14 protein-coding genes and 4 pseudogenes are annotated in these 17,155 nt (G+C 32.9%); 3 read left to right on the top strand and 15 right to left on the bottom strand.

The genetic code is table 11. From position 1 onward, the window contains the following. Nucleotides 1–429: 429 nt before the first annotated feature. The 9 genes and pseudogenes from Y7E_RS0100540 to Y7E_RS0100500 form a co-directional block, all read right to left on the bottom strand. Nucleotides 430–1,971 carry a hypothetical protein gene (locus Y7E_RS0100540; RefSeq protein WP_017149363.1) on the bottom strand — a complete coding sequence of 514 codons (1,542 nt, stop codon included), beginning with the start codon at nucleotides 1,969–1,971 and terminating at the stop codon, nucleotides 430–432. 187 nt (nucleotides 1,972–2,158) lie between these two features. Further along, a pseudogene (locus Y7E_RS33065) lies at nucleotides 2,159–2,266 on the bottom strand (helix-turn-helix transcriptional regulator); the annotation flags it as partial. Between the two features lie 151 nt (nucleotides 2,267–2,417). Then, entirely contained in the window at nucleotides 2,418–3,185 is a 768-nt protein-coding gene (locus Y7E_RS0100530) for a DUF3959 family protein (RefSeq protein ID WP_017149361.1), read from the bottom strand. Between the two features lie 670 nt (nucleotides 3,186–3,855). Next, on the bottom strand, nucleotides 3,856–4,776 hold the full coding sequence (locus tag Y7E_RS0100525; protein WP_017149360.1) for a macrolide 2'-phosphotransferase: 921 nt from the start codon (nucleotides 4,774–4,776) through the stop codon (nucleotides 3,856–3,858). Nucleotides 4,777–5,318: 542 nt separating this feature from the next. Then, nucleotides 5,319–6,866: an alpha/beta hydrolase gene (locus tag Y7E_RS0100520; RefSeq protein WP_017149359.1), complete on the bottom strand. Its 1,548-nt coding sequence runs from the start codon at nucleotides 6,864–6,866 to the stop codon at nucleotides 5,319–5,321. 419 nt (nucleotides 6,867–7,285) lie between these two features. After that, nucleotides 7,286–7,975: a thiaminase II gene (gene tenA, locus Y7E_RS0100515; protein ID WP_017149358.1), complete on the bottom strand. Its 690-nt coding sequence runs from the start codon at nucleotides 7,973–7,975 to the stop codon at nucleotides 7,286–7,288. Between the two features lie 65 nt (nucleotides 7,976–8,040). Next, on the bottom strand, nucleotides 8,041–8,763 hold the full coding sequence (locus Y7E_RS0100510; RefSeq protein ID WP_017149357.1) for an MBL fold metallo-hydrolase: 723 nt from the start codon (nucleotides 8,761–8,763) through the stop codon (nucleotides 8,041–8,043). A gap of 187 nt (nucleotides 8,764–8,950) precedes the next feature. Further along, a complete protein-coding gene (locus Y7E_RS0100505; protein WP_026049028.1) occupies nucleotides 8,951–9,976 on the bottom strand; it encodes a homoserine dehydrogenase in 1,026 nt (341 codons plus the stop codon). Between the two features lie 136 nt (nucleotides 9,977–10,112). Then, nucleotides 10,113–11,300: an esterase/lipase family protein gene (locus Y7E_RS0100500; protein ID WP_087957750.1), complete on the bottom strand. Its 1,188-nt coding sequence runs from the start codon at nucleotides 11,298–11,300 to the stop codon at nucleotides 10,113–10,115. 318 nt (nucleotides 11,301–11,618) lie between these two features. Between Y7E_RS0100500 and Y7E_RS28830 the strand changes: the two are divergent. After that, a pseudogene (locus tag Y7E_RS28830) lies at nucleotides 11,619–11,975 on the top strand (sensor histidine kinase); the annotation flags it as partial. Nucleotide 11,976: 1 nt separating this feature from the next. Beyond that, nucleotides 11,977–12,084, top strand: a pseudogene (locus tag Y7E_RS31155) (DNA-binding response regulator); the annotation flags it as partial. A 421-nt stretch (nucleotides 12,085–12,505) separates the two neighbouring features. Here the strand turns inward: Y7E_RS31155 and Y7E_RS32465 are convergent. The 5 genes and pseudogenes from Y7E_RS32465 to Y7E_RS0100465 form a co-directional block, all read right to left on the bottom strand. Further along, the gene (locus Y7E_RS32465; protein WP_017149352.1) at nucleotides 12,506–12,661 is read right to left on the bottom strand and encodes a Phr family secreted Rap phosphatase inhibitor; all 156 of its coding nucleotides are present in this window, start codon (nucleotides 12,659–12,661) and stop codon (nucleotides 12,506–12,508) included. Beyond that, a complete protein-coding gene (locus Y7E_RS0100480; protein WP_017149351.1) occupies nucleotides 12,661–13,752 on the bottom strand; it encodes a response regulator aspartate phosphatase in 1,092 nt (363 codons plus the stop codon). Before Y7E_RS0100480 ends, Y7E_RS32465 begins: the two co-directional genes overlap by 1 nt. Before the next feature lie 197 nt (nucleotides 13,753–13,949). After that, a pseudogene (locus tag Y7E_RS34005) lies at nucleotides 13,950–14,183 on the bottom strand (zinc-binding dehydrogenase); the annotation flags it as partial. Between the two features lie 70 nt (nucleotides 14,184–14,253). Next, nucleotides 14,254–14,589, bottom strand: a complete 336-nt coding sequence (locus Y7E_RS0100470) for a hypothetical protein (RefSeq protein ID WP_017149350.1) — start codon at nucleotides 14,587–14,589, stop codon at nucleotides 14,254–14,256. An 11-nt stretch (nucleotides 14,590–14,600) separates the two neighbouring features. Beyond that, nucleotides 14,601–15,770: a ParM/StbA family protein gene (locus Y7E_RS0100465; RefSeq protein ID WP_017149349.1), complete on the bottom strand. Its 1,170-nt coding sequence runs from the start codon at nucleotides 15,768–15,770 to the stop codon at nucleotides 14,601–14,603. A 241-nt stretch (nucleotides 15,771–16,011) separates the two neighbouring features. Between Y7E_RS0100465 and Y7E_RS0100460 the strand changes: the two genes are divergently transcribed. Then, a complete protein-coding gene (locus Y7E_RS0100460; protein WP_017149348.1) occupies nucleotides 16,012–16,416 on the top strand; it encodes a hypothetical protein in 405 nt (134 codons plus the stop codon). A 108-nt stretch (nucleotides 16,417–16,524) separates the two neighbouring features. On the opposite strand, the gene Y7E_RS0100455 is transcribed toward Y7E_RS0100460, so the two are convergent. Further along, nucleotides 16,525–17,019: a GNAT family N-acetyltransferase gene (locus Y7E_RS0100455; RefSeq protein ID WP_017149347.1), complete on the bottom strand. Its 495-nt coding sequence runs from the start codon at nucleotides 17,017–17,019 to the stop codon at nucleotides 16,525–16,527. Nucleotides 17,020–17,155: the final 136 nt, after the last annotated feature.

Raw genomic sequence — 17,155 nt, 5'->3', positions numbered from 1 at the left:
ATTTAAGGCCTTTTAATAAAAACGTCTAATACAAAATTCAAATTTCTTAACAAAACGTTCTCTTGTGCATGCTGTTAAAAATAATTGTTCTAATGATTGTGTCATGTCAGCAATCCTCTTAAAGGTAAGCTTCTTCTCTCTGTTTTATGGCAGCGTTGGAGAAAAAGATTAGAAGCGTACATGCATTTAAGTGGTAACCTTTTAGAATCTAGAAATTTCAAAAGCCCCTGTCCAGTCAGATAAGATTACTAAGTCAAGTAAAATCATGAATAGTTTTACCTTTCAATCGTAATCAAAAATACTATTCGCATTACAAGTAGCCGAAACCAGGAACCACAGTCCTTTGATAGGAACTGCTTATATAATTGTTCATTTCACTAAAGGAATATAAATAAATTCATACATAAACTTTATGAATTTTCTCACCAATTAAACAATAGCAAATTCTTCTACTATTTTTTCATACCATATAGATTCATTAGATGTACGATGGTGATCTACAATGTAAACTTTTAAATTTGTTGATGTATGTAATCTCAACTTTTCTTGATATTGTCTTAATAATTGGTGCTTGTTACTACCATCAGTCTTATAATGGATAATAATAAGTTTTTTATTTTCTTCTTCCACTAGGCTTCTTAACATCCCGTTGATATGTCCATCATCACCATTAAAACCATAACCAATTATACAAATGATATCAGAATTAACAAAATGATCATATAAATCCACATATTTTCTCGACATAGACACTGAAGTCAAAGGTTTTATCCCGCTTTGGGTAAACATAAATGGAACCAGTATTTTCCCACCACTCTCCTCCACAGTAGGTTCTTTTAATATTGTATTTTTATATGGATCATAGAATTCATCAACACTTCCATTCAAATGATATATCGGAATATCCTCGAGCCCAAGGTTAGCAGTTACTTGACTAACAAAATTATTATAATTTGTTGTACCTATCGCTTGTACGTGAAAATGATCTTTTAATTGTAAAAGATCATGATAATAGCCTGGCCCTTCAGAAATTTTTGCATCATCGACTTTAACATGATTTTTTATATAACGTTGGACTGTGTGAAGAAAAATACCAATTCGAGTAAATTTCGCCCAATGGGCTTTTGGTTTATACAAGTATGCAAAATGACTATCGATTAATGTTTGATAATCCATAGCCTGACAATAGATTTCTTCTAAAATATTACGTCCCAATTCTTTGAAGATAGTTAATCCTTCTGTTTGTTCATTTATTTCAAGAGGTTGTTCTTCAATAACGATTTCCATTCCTGTTTGACCTACCCCTTGATAATTCAGAGAAAAAATACCTGTTAAATCATCAAATACTGTAATTTCATCTGGTGCTTCTGTAAATAACTCTTCATTTAGTTGGGAAACTAAGCTCTGTCCAAAAGCTCCTAATAATAATTCTAAATAAGCCCTTACAATTCTCTTTAAGTATCGATCTTGTGGAAATTTTTCTAGTAATCTTAAAAAAGCAGAAAAATAATGAGATTCGAAAAGTTGTACACGTGATGCTAATTTTTCATTTAACCGAATTAATTGATTGTATAATACATCGCCGATCTGTTCTTCAGTTTCATCAAAATATTTATTTCTAATAATCTCTTCTGTAACATGCCAATTTCTTAATAAATCTGAAACTTTATTATCAAAATTCTCGAGATACTCTAATATGTTAGCCCGTCTATGTTCTAAGCTAGAAGCAATGAGGCCTTCAAATTCCCCCTTTCCAAAAACATTTAATCTCTTAGTATTATAATTATCTGGCAGCCATTTTGCAGCAATTTGAGATCTAGGTTCTATATTTCTAATTTGCTCACGAAAAGCTTCCTTATCTTGATCATTAGACATTCTAAAAATCTCTAAAGCAAATTTTCCTCCTGAGGGTAAACCATATCCAATTTCTGCTCCTGCTCCAAAAAACAAAGATAAATTAGGTAAATTCATGTTTTCTCCTCCAACAATTGTAACTATAGAACTTAATACCATTGTATTTTTTTAATATTTACGACCAGATATTCTTTATAAAAAAATATTTAAATATAATATCTGCACTTAAATATAATTATACAATCTGTCATATAAAAAACTCCTTCTTATAATCTGTTTTGAATTTTTTTCAGTAGGATACCACAAGCATTCTTTCTTTAACTTCTAATTCTTCAGCTAATTCTCGAATTTGCATTTTTCCTCTTGCTTGTAACAATTCTATCATTCGTAAACACTTACTTAATTTGCTCATAATATTCCTTTCTTATCGTTATTCTTCTAAATAAAACTCTTCGATAATTAAGCTATTCATATGTTAATTATTATACAGTGAAAAACGCTAAATGCCCCATCAATTGTATGAAGGAGCATTTCGGGTTCAGCTATTTATATAAAAACATTCTCTATACTTTATAACGATTTTTTCTTCGTTCCATCCTTGTTTGACCTTGTGGTGTTTCAACTTCATGATGTTGGTGCTCTGTTTGCGTTGTATGATACGTTTGTGCTCGTTCTTCACGATTTGGTTCATACGGACGTGTTTCTTTTGAGTTAGAAGATTTTCGACTGAACTTTGGCATCTTCACTTTCAATCGTGGTAAACTCGGAATACGAATCTTAAATTTCGGTTTGATTCGTTTCTTTTTTTGTTTGAATAGGTTTGTTTTTTCTTGTTTTTCATTACTATTTTCACGATGTAGTGCGTTTGCAAGGAATCCACCAAATAAAAAGCCTACTACTAGCAGAAGCAGATACAATCGTTCTGCTGTCAGTAAGTTCGTAATACGCTGAAGAACTACTAATGATTGGATTTGTTTTATATCCCATAGTAACGCCCCCCATAATGCAAGTAATCCTAAGGTAATTGCATAGGTACGAAATCGGAATAATAACGGAATTATCGCAATACATGCAGCAATTTTTGCATTTGCTACTAAGGAGCTCATTGTTACGTATTGATCCCAAATCGCCAGCAAGAATGTGATAAATATAGTATAAGCTATCCAACTAAATATTCGTGAATGCATTCGTTTTGCATAATAACTTCCTAAACTAGTTAAAAATAATAATCCACCTATATACAATGACAATTCTAGAGGGATTTGTTTCATAATTCCTGCAATCGGAAACAGGCAGCTGAGCACCATTAATAGCACATCAAGTTTCTTCACAATTCTCCACCCCTTTCAGCTATCTTTCTACCTTCTATATAGCAAATTTTATTTTTTTATAACATATTACTCACTTCTGAAAAAGTATAGCATAAATGTATTTTGCATAGGTTAACGCTCAATGAAATAATAACATTCCTAAAAGATATCTTAATCCTATTCATGCCAAAAAGTAAACAAAAAAACAAAGCTATAAATGACAATAGATAACTACATTTATATAAAGAAATGACAAATCCCGCTGATTTATAAATTAGCGGGATTTTGAATAAAGTTACATAAAAAGGAAATAGAAACTTCGTGCTTTGCAAGACCGACATTCATCCCCTTCCTACCACATGTACTATGTCCTGCGCGTGTTTGAGTAAGGGGACTTCTGTTGGAGTACTGTTAAAATTTATTCATATTATATTTATAATTCAGACACATCTGTCATGCTGCTTTCCTAATATTTAGTGATATTATTAATTTATCGAATTCGACTTAATTCGATAAATAATAAATAGCCTTCTTTACCCTTGCATCCCTGCCCCTACCTAGCAGGGATGCTTGTCATTATTTTCATATCTGCAAGGGTGTGATGAACAAGAGATCCGAGACTTGAAGATACCATTTTAATACGATTATACTTTCACTCATAACGCATATACTTCACACGATAGCATATTTACTATTTCTCATTCACTCCCAAAGCTCCACGCGCCATCTTCAAATGTGCTTCCTCCTTCGTCTGAAGAGCAAATAATCCAATCATCACCGGATAAGCAGCACCAAGTTCAATAATGTGTTCAAACATTCTCGGCCAAACTTTTCCTCCTGCTTTTTCATATTCGTTTAACAATACTTTCAAATTATCCTCTCCAAAGATTGTGAGATAAAGAGTAAAGTCCGTAGCTGGATCCGTTACTTTCGCTTCCGTCCAATCTAGCAGACCGGTTACTTTGGTATTTTTATCAACTAAAATATGCGGCGGATGTAAATCGCCATGAACAAATGCAGAATGCTTTGGCCAATACGTTTTATCTGCAAGCCATTTTTGCCAGCGCTCCCATAGTTCACCTGACACACCAAGTTGCGACTTTATTTGATGCATCCTGTCTATTAACAATTGCTTTGCTTCAGCAGGTTGAAGAACTTCAATTCCATGTTTATTCGCCTCATTATGATCAATCGAATGCAAGGCAACAAGCGATTCTGCTAAAGATCGAACAAACGTTATAGATGGTGGATTATTTTGAATGCGCCACACATAATTTTGTATTTCTAAATCAATCACAGCAGCAGGATCACCCTTTACTAATGGATACGCAATTAATTCTGTTGTATTGATTTTCCAGTTTGGTACTGCAACAGGTAAATACTTTTGAACAAGCCCTAGTATTTTCCATTCTAACGCTCCTCTTTCAATGACATCTGCTCTTCTTGGTTTGCGAAGCACCCATGAACTCCCCTGTTCATCAGTAGCGAACACCACTTGAAAGTCCATTCCTGATTCGTTTAATTCAGCGCTTTCTTTATTCAATTGTAAGCCATTCTTTTCAGCGATCTTTAAAATTTCTTCTATACTTTTCTGTTCATTTACATTTCTCATAGATAAACACTCCTTTAAATTTCTTCATATAAGCACAAAAACACAGGCTAGTTGCCTGTGTTTTACGTAAACGGAATAAGCTATTACAAATAAACAGAAAGAACCCTCTTGTTTATAAATAAAGGTTTTCTCAGTCCTATGAATGGTCTATAGATAGAATAAAATAATTTATGATTCACATCTTATCACCTAGAAAACTTTATCAAAAAATAAAAATGTTTCTGAATCATATGACATTGTTTATTATATTTTTAAAGACATCAAAAAGAGAGTAGTTTCGTTCTCTTTTTACGTCACCCAAATAGGGTTTACCTTAAATTAGGCAGACCAATTCCGATTACCCTGCGCACAGGCAGAGCCTTTGTAGCACTATTCAATTAGCAGCTCAAAGTATCCATTCGGAATCTGGAAAATGCCATTAGGTAAATCCCTCCGTTCTTTATAGTTGCTTACATCATACTATGATTATATGTGTTTTTCAAAAAAAAATGATTTTATCTTAAATGTAGAAAATCGTTATTAAATGATACTGTTCCTATTTTTTATTTCGATCTTCCTTGCACCCAAGTAGCAATATCATTTATAACATATTCAGGAATATTGGCAGGTCTATTATATTCTTCTGGTTTACTCAATTCCCCATCCCCTTCTGTAAAGAAGTGATTTAACTTTGGATAAAGTCGATAATCTATATTATCACGATTTTTAAGTTGTTCTTTCCAAAGGGGGATTTCAATTTTGGATTGAACTTGATAGTCCCTTTCTCCTTGAATAATAAAAAGCGGTGTCTTTTGTTCCCTGGACATTTCTGCTGCTTTAATTTTACGGATAGAATCCCAAAATACTGGTGAGCCTAAATAAAAATCTTTTGGAGGATTCTGGCTAGAGAAATTAGGATCATTTAATAATTCAAATTGCGATTTGTAAAACTTATATTCTTCAGGTTTCATTCCTCCAATAGAAAACAAGTAATCAAATTGATCTAAAACAACATCTTGGATCGTGCGAGCTGGCCCTCCCATCACAATTGCCCCAGCAATGTTTTTGTTTTGATCTTTTTCAATCATTTGCGGGACCATCATTCCACCTTGGCTATGGCCGAGAATATAAATTTGATTCTTGTCTATCCCTGGTTGATTTTGCAGAAAACGAGTCGCAAGGAGGGCATCATCTGTTGTCTCTTTATCAACTGTGTAAAAAGGGCTTAATTGTGTTTTTAAGGTATGTTCGTACGTTCGTTTATTATAACGAAGGACAGCAATTCCTTTTGAAGCAAGACCTTCAGCTAGATCACGAAACGGTTTTAATGCAAAAGCAGTTTCATCCTTATCACTGGCTCCAGATCCTTGAACAAGAATAACCACTGGAAAAGGTCCAGCCCCCTTCGGAACAGACAATGTTCCTGGTAATGGAAACGCGCCACTTCCAACTACTACTTCTTTTTCAACAAATGATTCAGGCTTACTATATGATGGGCGTTCTGCAACAGAACTAAACGACATGCTAAGTTGAAAATCATCTATTTTTCCAGATGGATTCAATTTAATTAGTAAAGGCACAGTGAATTGTTCAAAAATTAATCCGATTTCTACATTTGTATGAACGGAATTTGTTTCTTTTTGTTTCACTTCCCCGATTCCAATAAAATGACCTGCTTGTAATTGTAGCGGGAGTCCCTTCCAATAGTTTTCCAACCATTTTTCAGATATTACCTTTTGCAAAGATCGAGAAGTTAAATCAAATGCAGATTTATAATTTTCAGTATTCATATCACGAATAAATTTAAGAGTAGTAGATATAAAAGGGGTTTCATCGCTGGTATTTTCTACTTCCTTAATATTTGTGTTTGTTTCTTTTAACATTGAGGTTAATTGCTGGCTGAATAATGGATTATTATACGAATTCATAAATAAATCAGGATAAAAACTTGTTTTCAGTTCATCTGTATTTTTCATCTCATTCAAACCAGGTGCGATGGAGAATTTCGTATGTGTAGTTGTTTCTTCCGCATATATAACAGTCGGAATGCTTATCGCAAAAATTGTACTTACAAGTAATAATTTATTCCCTATTCGTTTTCTCGTCCTCATATTTTTCGATTCCTCCAATATTAAATTTTTATAACTATCGTACAACCTAGGTAGATACATTTTCTAAAAATACGTTTGTTGATTATTTCCTTTAATTAACTTCTTATCCCTAAGAAAGCTTTCGAGAAAAAGTGAATGATTTGCTAAATTTGAAGTATATCAATCGATATTCCAATTATTGCAAGATGAATAGAGAGTAACAATTTTCTTTACAGCTATTTCCCTCCTAAGAATCTTCAATAAAAATCATACTCTCCCTCTTTTTATTGTGTAATTTTTTTATAATATGTCCGCAACTAATTACTGAATTTAATTTTTCTAAAACGTAGAATATTTTTGTACACAAAAAAATGACTAAACTAAGTTAGCCATTTTTTGTAATCCACAGTTACTTTTGCAATGTGAGTAATATCTTTTCCTTACAGACTTACACCTTCTCCCTTTTCTTCCACTGGCCACTTTTCTAATGTGTAAGCCATCTCCCAAAATGAATATTCATACTGGCTGCTAATTACAAAATGTTGTTTCATACGCTTACGATCAGCTTCTGTTACTGTTTCAGCAATTGCATCTAATCGTGCAATTTGCTCTTCTACTAAAGTACGGAACCAGTCAGAGCCGTATGCGGAAATCCACTCTTGGTAAATTGGTTCTTCAGGTTGACATTCTTTCAAACGTTCACCAATTTCATAATAAAGCCAATAGCAAGGTAAAATCACTGCAATAATATCCCCTAAATGTCCTTCATAGGCAGCGCGATACATATGTGATGTATACGCATAAGCCGTCGGTGCAGGAACGAATGATTCTTTTTCATCTTCAGTAATTCCTAATTTTTTTGCAAAATTCTCATGTAACGATAATTCAGCTTGGTATGTATTTTGTGCATGATGCGCCATGCGAGCTGTCGTTTCTAATTCAGTAGCTTTTGCCGCCCCTAACGTTTGGATTCTTGCGAAATGACTTAAATAATATGAATCTTGCAGTACATAATAGCGGAAACTAGCTAAATCTAGCGTTCCATCTCCTAGTTTTGTGACAAACGGATGGTTAAAGCTTGCCTCCCAAATTGGATTAACTTCTTTGCGTAATAACTGTGAAAATGACATTATAAGACCCCCAATAAATATATAAATTACAAATAATAGTTACAATCTGTATTTTTTATAAAATATTATTCATCTATTCCCACTAACTGTTCAATCTGCTCTTTAACATTTAAATTACAAACACCACCGTGGTAACAAATTACAGTCTCAATATCAAACTCTAAAAATCTTCTAAGCGATTCTGTAGCTATTTCCATATCTGGTGTCGTTTGCGGGACGGGCCCTTTTAAGTTTCCATCAACACATACCATTGCGTCACCTGCAATTAATGATTTATGTTTTTCACTATATAAACTAATATGTCCCGGAGTATGCCCTGGTGTATGAATTACTTTAATACCTCCGAAAAAGGGTAAACTTTGTCCATCTTTTAATGTTTGATTTACTTTTGCTATAGGTGGATTTTTATATAGAAATTGCATAACTTCCGGAAGTGCATCCCATTGGTCTTTACTCATTTTACTTGGATTTGTTTTCATTAAATGCACTTGTCCTTCAATATACGGCTTATCTAATTCATGTGCGTACACTTCAATAGGTTGATCTGCTTTTTGTTGTATTTCAGGAAGACTCCCAATATGATCTATATCCTGATGTGTTAAAATGACTGCTTGTAATTGTTCGAAAGGCACGCCAACATCATTCATCACATCACGAATTTGTTTCAATTGTCCTGGCATACCAGTATCGACCAATATAGCTTCTTTTTCATCCCAAAGTAATGTTGGATTTAATTCAAATCCTTGAATTTTTAATTTCAAAACCGCTAGACCATTTCCTATTTTCATGTTACACTTCCTCCTCGATACATAATGTAGTTATTATTCTTACTAAAATGTATCACATTAGAGAAAATAAGGTCAATCATAAAATATTTAATTATAACACAAAAATAATTATTTGTCAATACGTATTTCTACTATGATTCGTGCTACTTAGTTCCTCTTGTCAATTCAAAACCGCTCTTCTTTTTCATCATATATCTGTTCGATATAAATTAATCAAATCTTTTAAAGCCGCTGCCGCTGCTCCTCTTGGGCTCGAAGCTCCTCCGGTTGAAGTAACTTTTCCCATCGTATCAGTATGAAAAGTGATTCCTTTTTCCGTTCCATTTACATGAGCCAACGAATGTTCTTTCCCTATTTCACACGGGCAGACTTCAAGTTTAAGATTTCCTGAATAATCTTTATATGCTTTTGCTATTAGTTTTAGAGATTTACCTTGTTCTTTCGCTTTCAGTATATCTTGTTTCGTAACACTCTCTATACCTTTTATAGATATACAATTCAATGAACATTCTACTCGCAACAAACTATTTGCCAATAATAATAGTTTACAAGCACTATCCATTCCACTTACATCTAATGACGGGGCTGTTTCAGCTATTCCTTTTTGCTGTGCTTGATGTAATGCTTCCTGGAATGTTACATCTTTTTCATACATCTCTGTAAGAATATAATTTGTCGTTCCATTTAAAATACCTTCTATGCTTTCAATTTGACATCCAGCTAAACTAAATTGTCCAATATCTAAAGTAGGGAGTGCAGCTGCAGTTGCCCCGCTATAACGAATACGTACGTTTGCTAGTTTTGCTTTTTCTTTTATTTCTTTCCACGCGGTAACAAGTGCCCCTTTCGAAATAGTTACTACATCCATTTGATTTTCAATCGCTGTTTCAATGTATGTTCTTCCAGGCTCGCCAGTTTGAAAATTTGTTGGTGTAGATTCTATTAATACATCACCAAAAAGAATTTTTTCAGTTTTATCAAGTGGATAGTGTTTGATATATTTCTCTAATGCATAAGAACCAGTACCATAAATTAATAGTTCTTTAATATGTAAGCCCTTGTCATTATAAAGATTGACTGTACTTCCAATAATTCCAGTAATGACAAGTTCAATTCCGTACATCTCTTTTATATATGAACATTTCTCCAATACCAATCTCACAAACTCTTTACCAACAGTTCCATATCCAGATATCACCACGTTAACTCTCATATCATCACCTCAAACTACTATGCTATTTTAATGTTAGCTCCATTATACTCCAAAGATACGATACAATTCACGAAGTAAAAACTCCCTCACCATACTTTGAGGGAGTTCTTGCTTTTCAATATAAATATGAATTCAGTTATTTTGGTAAATTGGATAACTTTTCAACAATTGTCCGGTAAAAAGTATTAATATCAGAAAAACCTAATGAGTCCGAAACACTTAGTCCAACCATATCAAGGTGATCCCAATTTTGTTTTGTCTCAATATGATTCCATTTTCCAATCTCTGGTGCACTATTATTATTTATGATTGTATCAGTTGATGGCCCTACCATCGAACTTGTATTTACCACACCGTCATTTTGCCACCAAGATGAATCAATGAATGGTTGATTTTGTTCATACCTTTCATATGATCCTAAGAAAATTGCATTCCCCATTAACGTTTTATTCATTGTGATGTGCGGTAAGTGAAGCCCTGTTATAGGAGTTGCTTGTGTTGCATGTCCACTGTAAGAAAAATAATATACGTCTGGTTGCGCTTTTACCCATTCATTCAATTCTCTCGCTCCGTCTGTACTTAAATCCCATTGACTTATATCTTTCGTCCCATTCCAAATGGAACTATTTAACACACGATTTGAATATTGAAGAAATGACTCTCCGGCTTTCTTTTTAATTCCCCATTGATCCAATTTAAAGTCGTATAGTGATAGATTGTTATTTTCTCCAATTCCAGCAGTTGCAACTAGTAATTGCTTTACGGCTGGCAGAAGTAAACTTCCATCTGCAAGTGTCGTCCCGTTATGAGGCGTTGCCAATGTCGTTACACTATGAACATATGATTTTCCGCCATGGAACAATGGAGACATCTTCACATCTGCATGTTGTTTTGCATACTCCCTCTCCTCTTGATTTCCTTCTTTCAATAATTGAACGAGCGCGCGTATCGTTTGACCACCCATGCTATGTCCTACTAAATGAACCTTATTTGTTTCATTCCAATTTTGAACAGACCCTGTATATGTTCTACCATATCGATCGTGTCCATGTTTCTCCGCATGTGCTGCTCCATAATCTACTGTTCCACCATTAATTTCAGCATATAATTCACAAGCACGGTCCCAGTTACTTGATAATGGCCCAACGGCGGCGGTATGTACATTGTATCCATTCCTCTTTAAATTCTCTTGAATATCATGTACACCACCCCAATACTTTACACCCAACAATTCATCTCTTCCCCATCCCGTAAAACCATGTACTAAAATAATAGGATTGTTATTCTTCTTTCCCTCCTCTGCGTGCGTTGGCATTGGCAGCATTACACTCGAAGCGATAAAACATAAAATTAATAATCCCCAAAATAATCTTCTCATTTTACATCCCCTTTTCTTTTTTCTACCCCTCTAATAAAACGCTTTCATTTTTACCCCCTTTTTATGTAATAGAAAAAAGATTCACAAAGATATACCTACGCAATTCGCGAAGGTTATATAGTGTGGATCTCCAATTCTCTATCACATTTATTAACTTAAAGATACTGTAAACTACATCATTTGAATTGTCTATCAATTATGAAATATTACATAGTTGATAAAGTTTTGTTGACAATTCTCTTTTCTTCTACCTTTATTCTTTAACTTGTACAGCCATTTGTCATCCAAATTCATGAAAAAGCAAAGTCTTTACAGAAAGAGCTAAACGCCGTAAACTCTCAAATTGAAAGATATATTCAAGAAGAAGAAAGACACCGAATCGCGAGAGACCTTCACGATACACTCGGACAAACATTAACAATGATTAAAGTGAAAAGTGAACTGACAATAAGATTAATAGAAAAGGAGCCACCACAAGCAAAACGAGAATTAAACGATATTCTAGATACATCACGCTTTGCATCAAAACAAGTGCGTAAACTTGTTACTGATATGAAATATATATCAATCGAAAACGAATTTACTCACGTTCGTGAGCTATTACATACAGCCGGTATTCAATGTAACAAACGGAACTGTTAGAAATTATTTATCATCTGCCATTCAAAAATTTGAAGCTGAATCAAGATTTCATGCTATTCGTATTGCCGATGAAAAAGGTTGGTTATGATGAAAGATGCGGTGTAGAAAAGGGATGCTTCTCCCCTTATTAATATAAAAACTATTTTTCCATATATATACAATGAAAAACCTAGCATTTCTATGTATTCAATCGGTAGCTCCATTTGAGCTGTTTTGAGTGAAGCAACAACTTGACACACATACGGTGTATTTGAATTACCAGATGGAGATATTTTGCGTCAACATCATGAAGAACGAGTAAAGGGATGGATGAAGGATTTTAAACAGCTAGCATATGAGAAAGTGGACTATACAACAATGAACGGAAATCTTTCCAATGGGATAGTTTGTATAGACAGGTTAATAAAATAAAGATCATAGAGATAAGAAACGCAAGGATTCATACATACAAGTCCTTGCGCTCTAATTATGTTATTAAAAAGTTTATTTAATTATTTCACTCTTTTTTATTACCATGTTTCTGCATGACTGTACTGGACAATAGGAGTATTTGATTTAGATGAGATATCTTTAGTTGCTTGATGTGTTTCTGAAGAAATATTCAATCCACATGTTACAATGAAGGTAAACACAAGACCTGTGATAATCGATGTGATTTTTTTCATTATTTTAACGCTCCTTTTTCGAATTTTTTACCTTTAGCTTCATGGCTAAGGTAGAAATATTTACTTGCTTTGAAATGGTTATCTTCTTCATAAAACTTAACTGCTAATATACTTGCATATTCTTGTGTGTAATTAAAAAGTTGTTCTTTATTAAAGTAATTAATTCCCTTAATAATTGTTTCTTCAAGTTTTTCGGCTGATACATTTTTATTAAGCCCATCTAAAATTACAAAATGATGTTTATATTCCTCATTGTCTATTGTATTACAAATATCCAATCCTTTTTTAATAATTTCTTCAGCAATATTTGTTTCACCTAATTTAAAGTGTTCTTTAGCTTCTAGATACAAAGTTCTGAATTGATTAGGGATTTTATGATTAACCTCGGATAAATGTCTTATTGCTAAAGTAGATAAATTTTGGCTCGCATATAATAACCCTAAATTACTTCGTACTTTTAAAATTAATGTTTCTTCATTTTGTTTACTTAGAATGTTTATAGCCGAATTAAAACTTTCTTCCGCCTGTGGAAATTGCTTAATATCGATACAGGCTGCACCTAGAATGTTATCACAAGCTGCTGTATTATTCTCGTATCCTGATTTTTTAGTGAAAAATTCTTTTGCTTTCATTACATGTTTAATTGCTTCTAATGGCTGATAAGTATGGAGATAAAAAGAAGAAATTCGATAGTTAAATTCGGCTTTTTCACAATCATCTGGTATAAGTTTTAATAATCCTTCAGCTTTTTCATAGTGTTCCATAGCCTCATTGTTATTTGTAAGAAGTGTGGCATGAATTGCTTTGAAAAAATGATAATAATAAGATAAGGAATTACCTTTTGGAATTTCTAATGAATCGATTTTTTCAAAACTTGTCGGAGTTATATTTAAAATATCTGTTAAAACTTTATATCGGAAATCTAAAAGAGCATAATACAGCAATAAATTTGACTCTTCTATATCATTAATTTTTTTATCGATTTCTTTTTTTATTTGGCTTGCCGAAACAACTTGCTGCTGGATCATTAAGTGATACCATTGATTTAAAAGATTTGTAACTTGTTCATTTCCCTTTATTTGGACAAACATAATATCCCCCTCTTCTATTTATATTTTACTATGCTTAATTTAAACAATAACAGATATTAAATTTAGATAGGGAGATTCCGCTATTTCTCAATAAAAATCTGAATACTCTGATAATTTCAGTTCCTTCTATTATCTGGTCTCTCTTTTCTGGAACTCCCTGATATACTTCAAAAAAATTTTTACAAAAAACCCTGACTAATTGATTTTATTTTACCAATTTGAATGAGCCGGCTTAATTCTTGTAATTGCTTTCTATTAGGCTGTAACCATAAAAGTCTTTTTATATCCTTTAATCCCTTTCTTCTTCAATAGGTGGATGCACAATAGAAATAAGAACACCATTTTTTCTTTAAAATTTGAAAGCTTTTCTCTTGAACTTCTTCACTAATCGTATCTAATACGATATCGTATTCTAATATTAACTTTTTAAATACGAGCAAAAAAGACCCTCCACTTAATCCATATGTACAGTGGAGGGTCTTAAATATTCTTTTATATGTTTTAAAAGAAGGGGCAATCTATTTGATCAATACATTCCCAAGGCTTATTCTCTACACGTTCAACAAATTCTTTCTTTCTCATGGTTACTTTTTGAAAAGGATTCACTTCAATTTTAAACATAGACGTAGGTTCCATATACATGGAAAAAGCATGACTGGTTGGTAATGTTTTAGATACATCAATATGTCCCACTTGTTTAAACAATTGCTGGACACCGTATAAGAAAAAGCTTGTTACATCAGATTGCTTATTAATCCAATCAATCATTTCAGGAGATACAGACTTATTTAAATGTATTTTTATCCGATCGCCACGTTTATAACGCTTGCGCCCCATACTCACACCAACTAACTAATTGTTAAATTCGTAAACCCTAATTCTTTTTGTTTATGTTCTCTATATCGTGGTGAACACGTGTAAACTAATAATCCACGTGCATTTGTAAATAGAGGATTATCTACAAATATTACATTTTTTAAACGACCTTTTTGTTTTAAAATAAGTTGCAAACTATTTTTAATGATAACCGCTCCACCACCATAGATAAATACATATGGATCATCTTTCATATCATCAATTTTATTAATGATATCCGTTGCAACTCGTGCGGCTAATCCTAAAAGTGCTTGTTGGGACTCTTCTACTAGTAGAGCATGCCTTGGGTGTTTCTCATTTAAATAAATTTGATTAAACTCTGTAATACTATCTATTGTTTTTTTCGGATGCTTCCTATTCCATCTTGTAATAATCTGCAATAAAGTTTCTTTAACTCCATAGGACAATCCTTTACTTAATTGCGGTCTAAAATTCACTCCAAATGAAACAACTTCTTCAGTTGTACCAGCACCAATATCGAAAGACAATAATGTCTTGTCAACGAAATCAACCTCAGTAATTGCATTTTTTTCGCTTTCAACTTTATGTTTTAAAACATTTCCGTCTTCATCGTACACAATCCCCCAAGTACCGGATGCTCCTTCAGGTAAACATTTGCAAAACTCAACAGAAACATTTATCATAACATTTCTTCCATTTGGATAATGAAATATAACTTTATGATTTCCCATATAACGTTTGGAATTTTCTGCTGCTATTTCTTGCGTAATAATTTGCATCGGTAGCGCAACTGATAAATCATATCGAATATTGATATGATTGGAATTTGGGTTATGGCGCATAGCACTAATTGCCAAACCAGATAAAATCGTAAGAAGCATCAATTCATCTGTAGATTTATCAGACTTCTTCTCCACTTCTGTCCCTTTCAGCTGATCATTGATAACTTTTTGACCAACAATGTAACGGACATTATTTAACATGAGAGATGGAGAACTAATTGTTACATCAATATGATTTTCTAATTCTGACATCTGCACCTCCTCTTCATCTAATAAACCTGTCGACTCTCCAATATATAGTGAATAAATACTCGGAATATAAATCGGCTTTTGACCTTTCACCATTAACTTCAAACCGTTATTCCCAGCATCTGCACCAGCTTTTAAATGTACGGACATATATACCCCCCTAATTTAATCTGACATCCCTTCCCAATATATGCGGCTCATAACTTTGACATTCAAGTCAAATAAAAATCTTTTTCCTTTTTATTTTTTGATATTTGTTTCTACAATGAGAAATCAATAGTGAATTTTTATAAATCCCTTCATTTGTGTAAAATATATTTGACATTATTCTCTACCATTTTTATACTATTACGTGTAAAGAGTTTTTTACACGTATAAAGGGGTGAATCAGATGAATCAGAATAAGTTTATTTTTATTATTATTGTACTATCATTATTTGGAATACTCATATATAGCACATATAAATATATGACTGAAGGAACTATTCTCGGAGGGACCATTTTTGCGGGCTCTTTAATAATTAGTTATTTAATGAATCATATTACATGGGGAGATCCAAATGGTGTTTCGAAAGAAAGTCAAGATGAAATGGGACAACAAATTACATATAAAAGTTTCAAAATTGGATATTTTGTATTAGTCGCTATTATGTTTATTTTATTGATTTGGTCAGAAGGATTTTCTACCTTATACTCACTTGATGATATTCGTAATCTCCCTTTATTTATTGCACTTTGTTCTTCATTCATTATTATTCCATTTGTAGAATTTATTGTTTCGAAACGATATCATTGAACTACCCCCACCTTCACTTCGTTTAGAGGAGGGGGTCTTCTCGGTTAAAATAATAAAAAAGCCTACTGCATAAAATATTTTTGCAGTAAGCTTTTTTACTATAATTATTTACTTTTCTAATGGTAAGTATAAAACAAGTTGTCTTCCGATCGGGCCCATTCTTCTTTGACCTCTATCTTCAAAACCTACTTGTAAATACAACTTTTGAGCAGGAATATTCCGTTCGTTTACAGCTAGTACAATTTCATTTTTATTCGGAAAATAGGATGCTACAAAGTCATTTAATAATGTTAATCCCTTTTTCGCATACCCTTTTCCTTGTTTCTCGTAATTGATAGAAAAAGCAACTAAAAGTAAAGCATTAGGATTATCTGTATATTCAGCTACCCTTGCTCCTGATTGCAATGCAAAAATTCCTACTGGTGTATGATTTGCCATAATTACAACAACATTTCGAGTTACATCTTTTTTAGCTTTTTCAAGCAAGTCAATCGGTTTTGCTGTAAACTGAATTTGTTCACTAGGTAAAATAAATGCTTCTATGATTTCTTTATATTTTTCATCATATGGAATAAGTTGAATATCTTCTGCTTGCAAATTCATTTTCATTTCCCCATTTCTTCTCATTACTCACTTAATCCTTGCTGTGACTTGGAACGTACTCTTCCATCTAAAAAGATAATCTCAGCAAATGATTACGGTGTATTTCCTTTCCATGCAAAAGTTTGTTTATAGTTAG

Origin of the sequence: Bacillus bingmayongensis (genome assembly GCF_000299035.1) — a bacterium.
Taxonomy (GTDB): domain Bacteria; phylum Bacillota; class Bacilli; order Bacillales; family Bacillaceae_G; genus Bacillus_A; species Bacillus_A bingmayongensis.
Note: the sequence above shows the minus strand (reverse complement) of the source record. Positions and strands in the feature narration are given on the sequence as shown.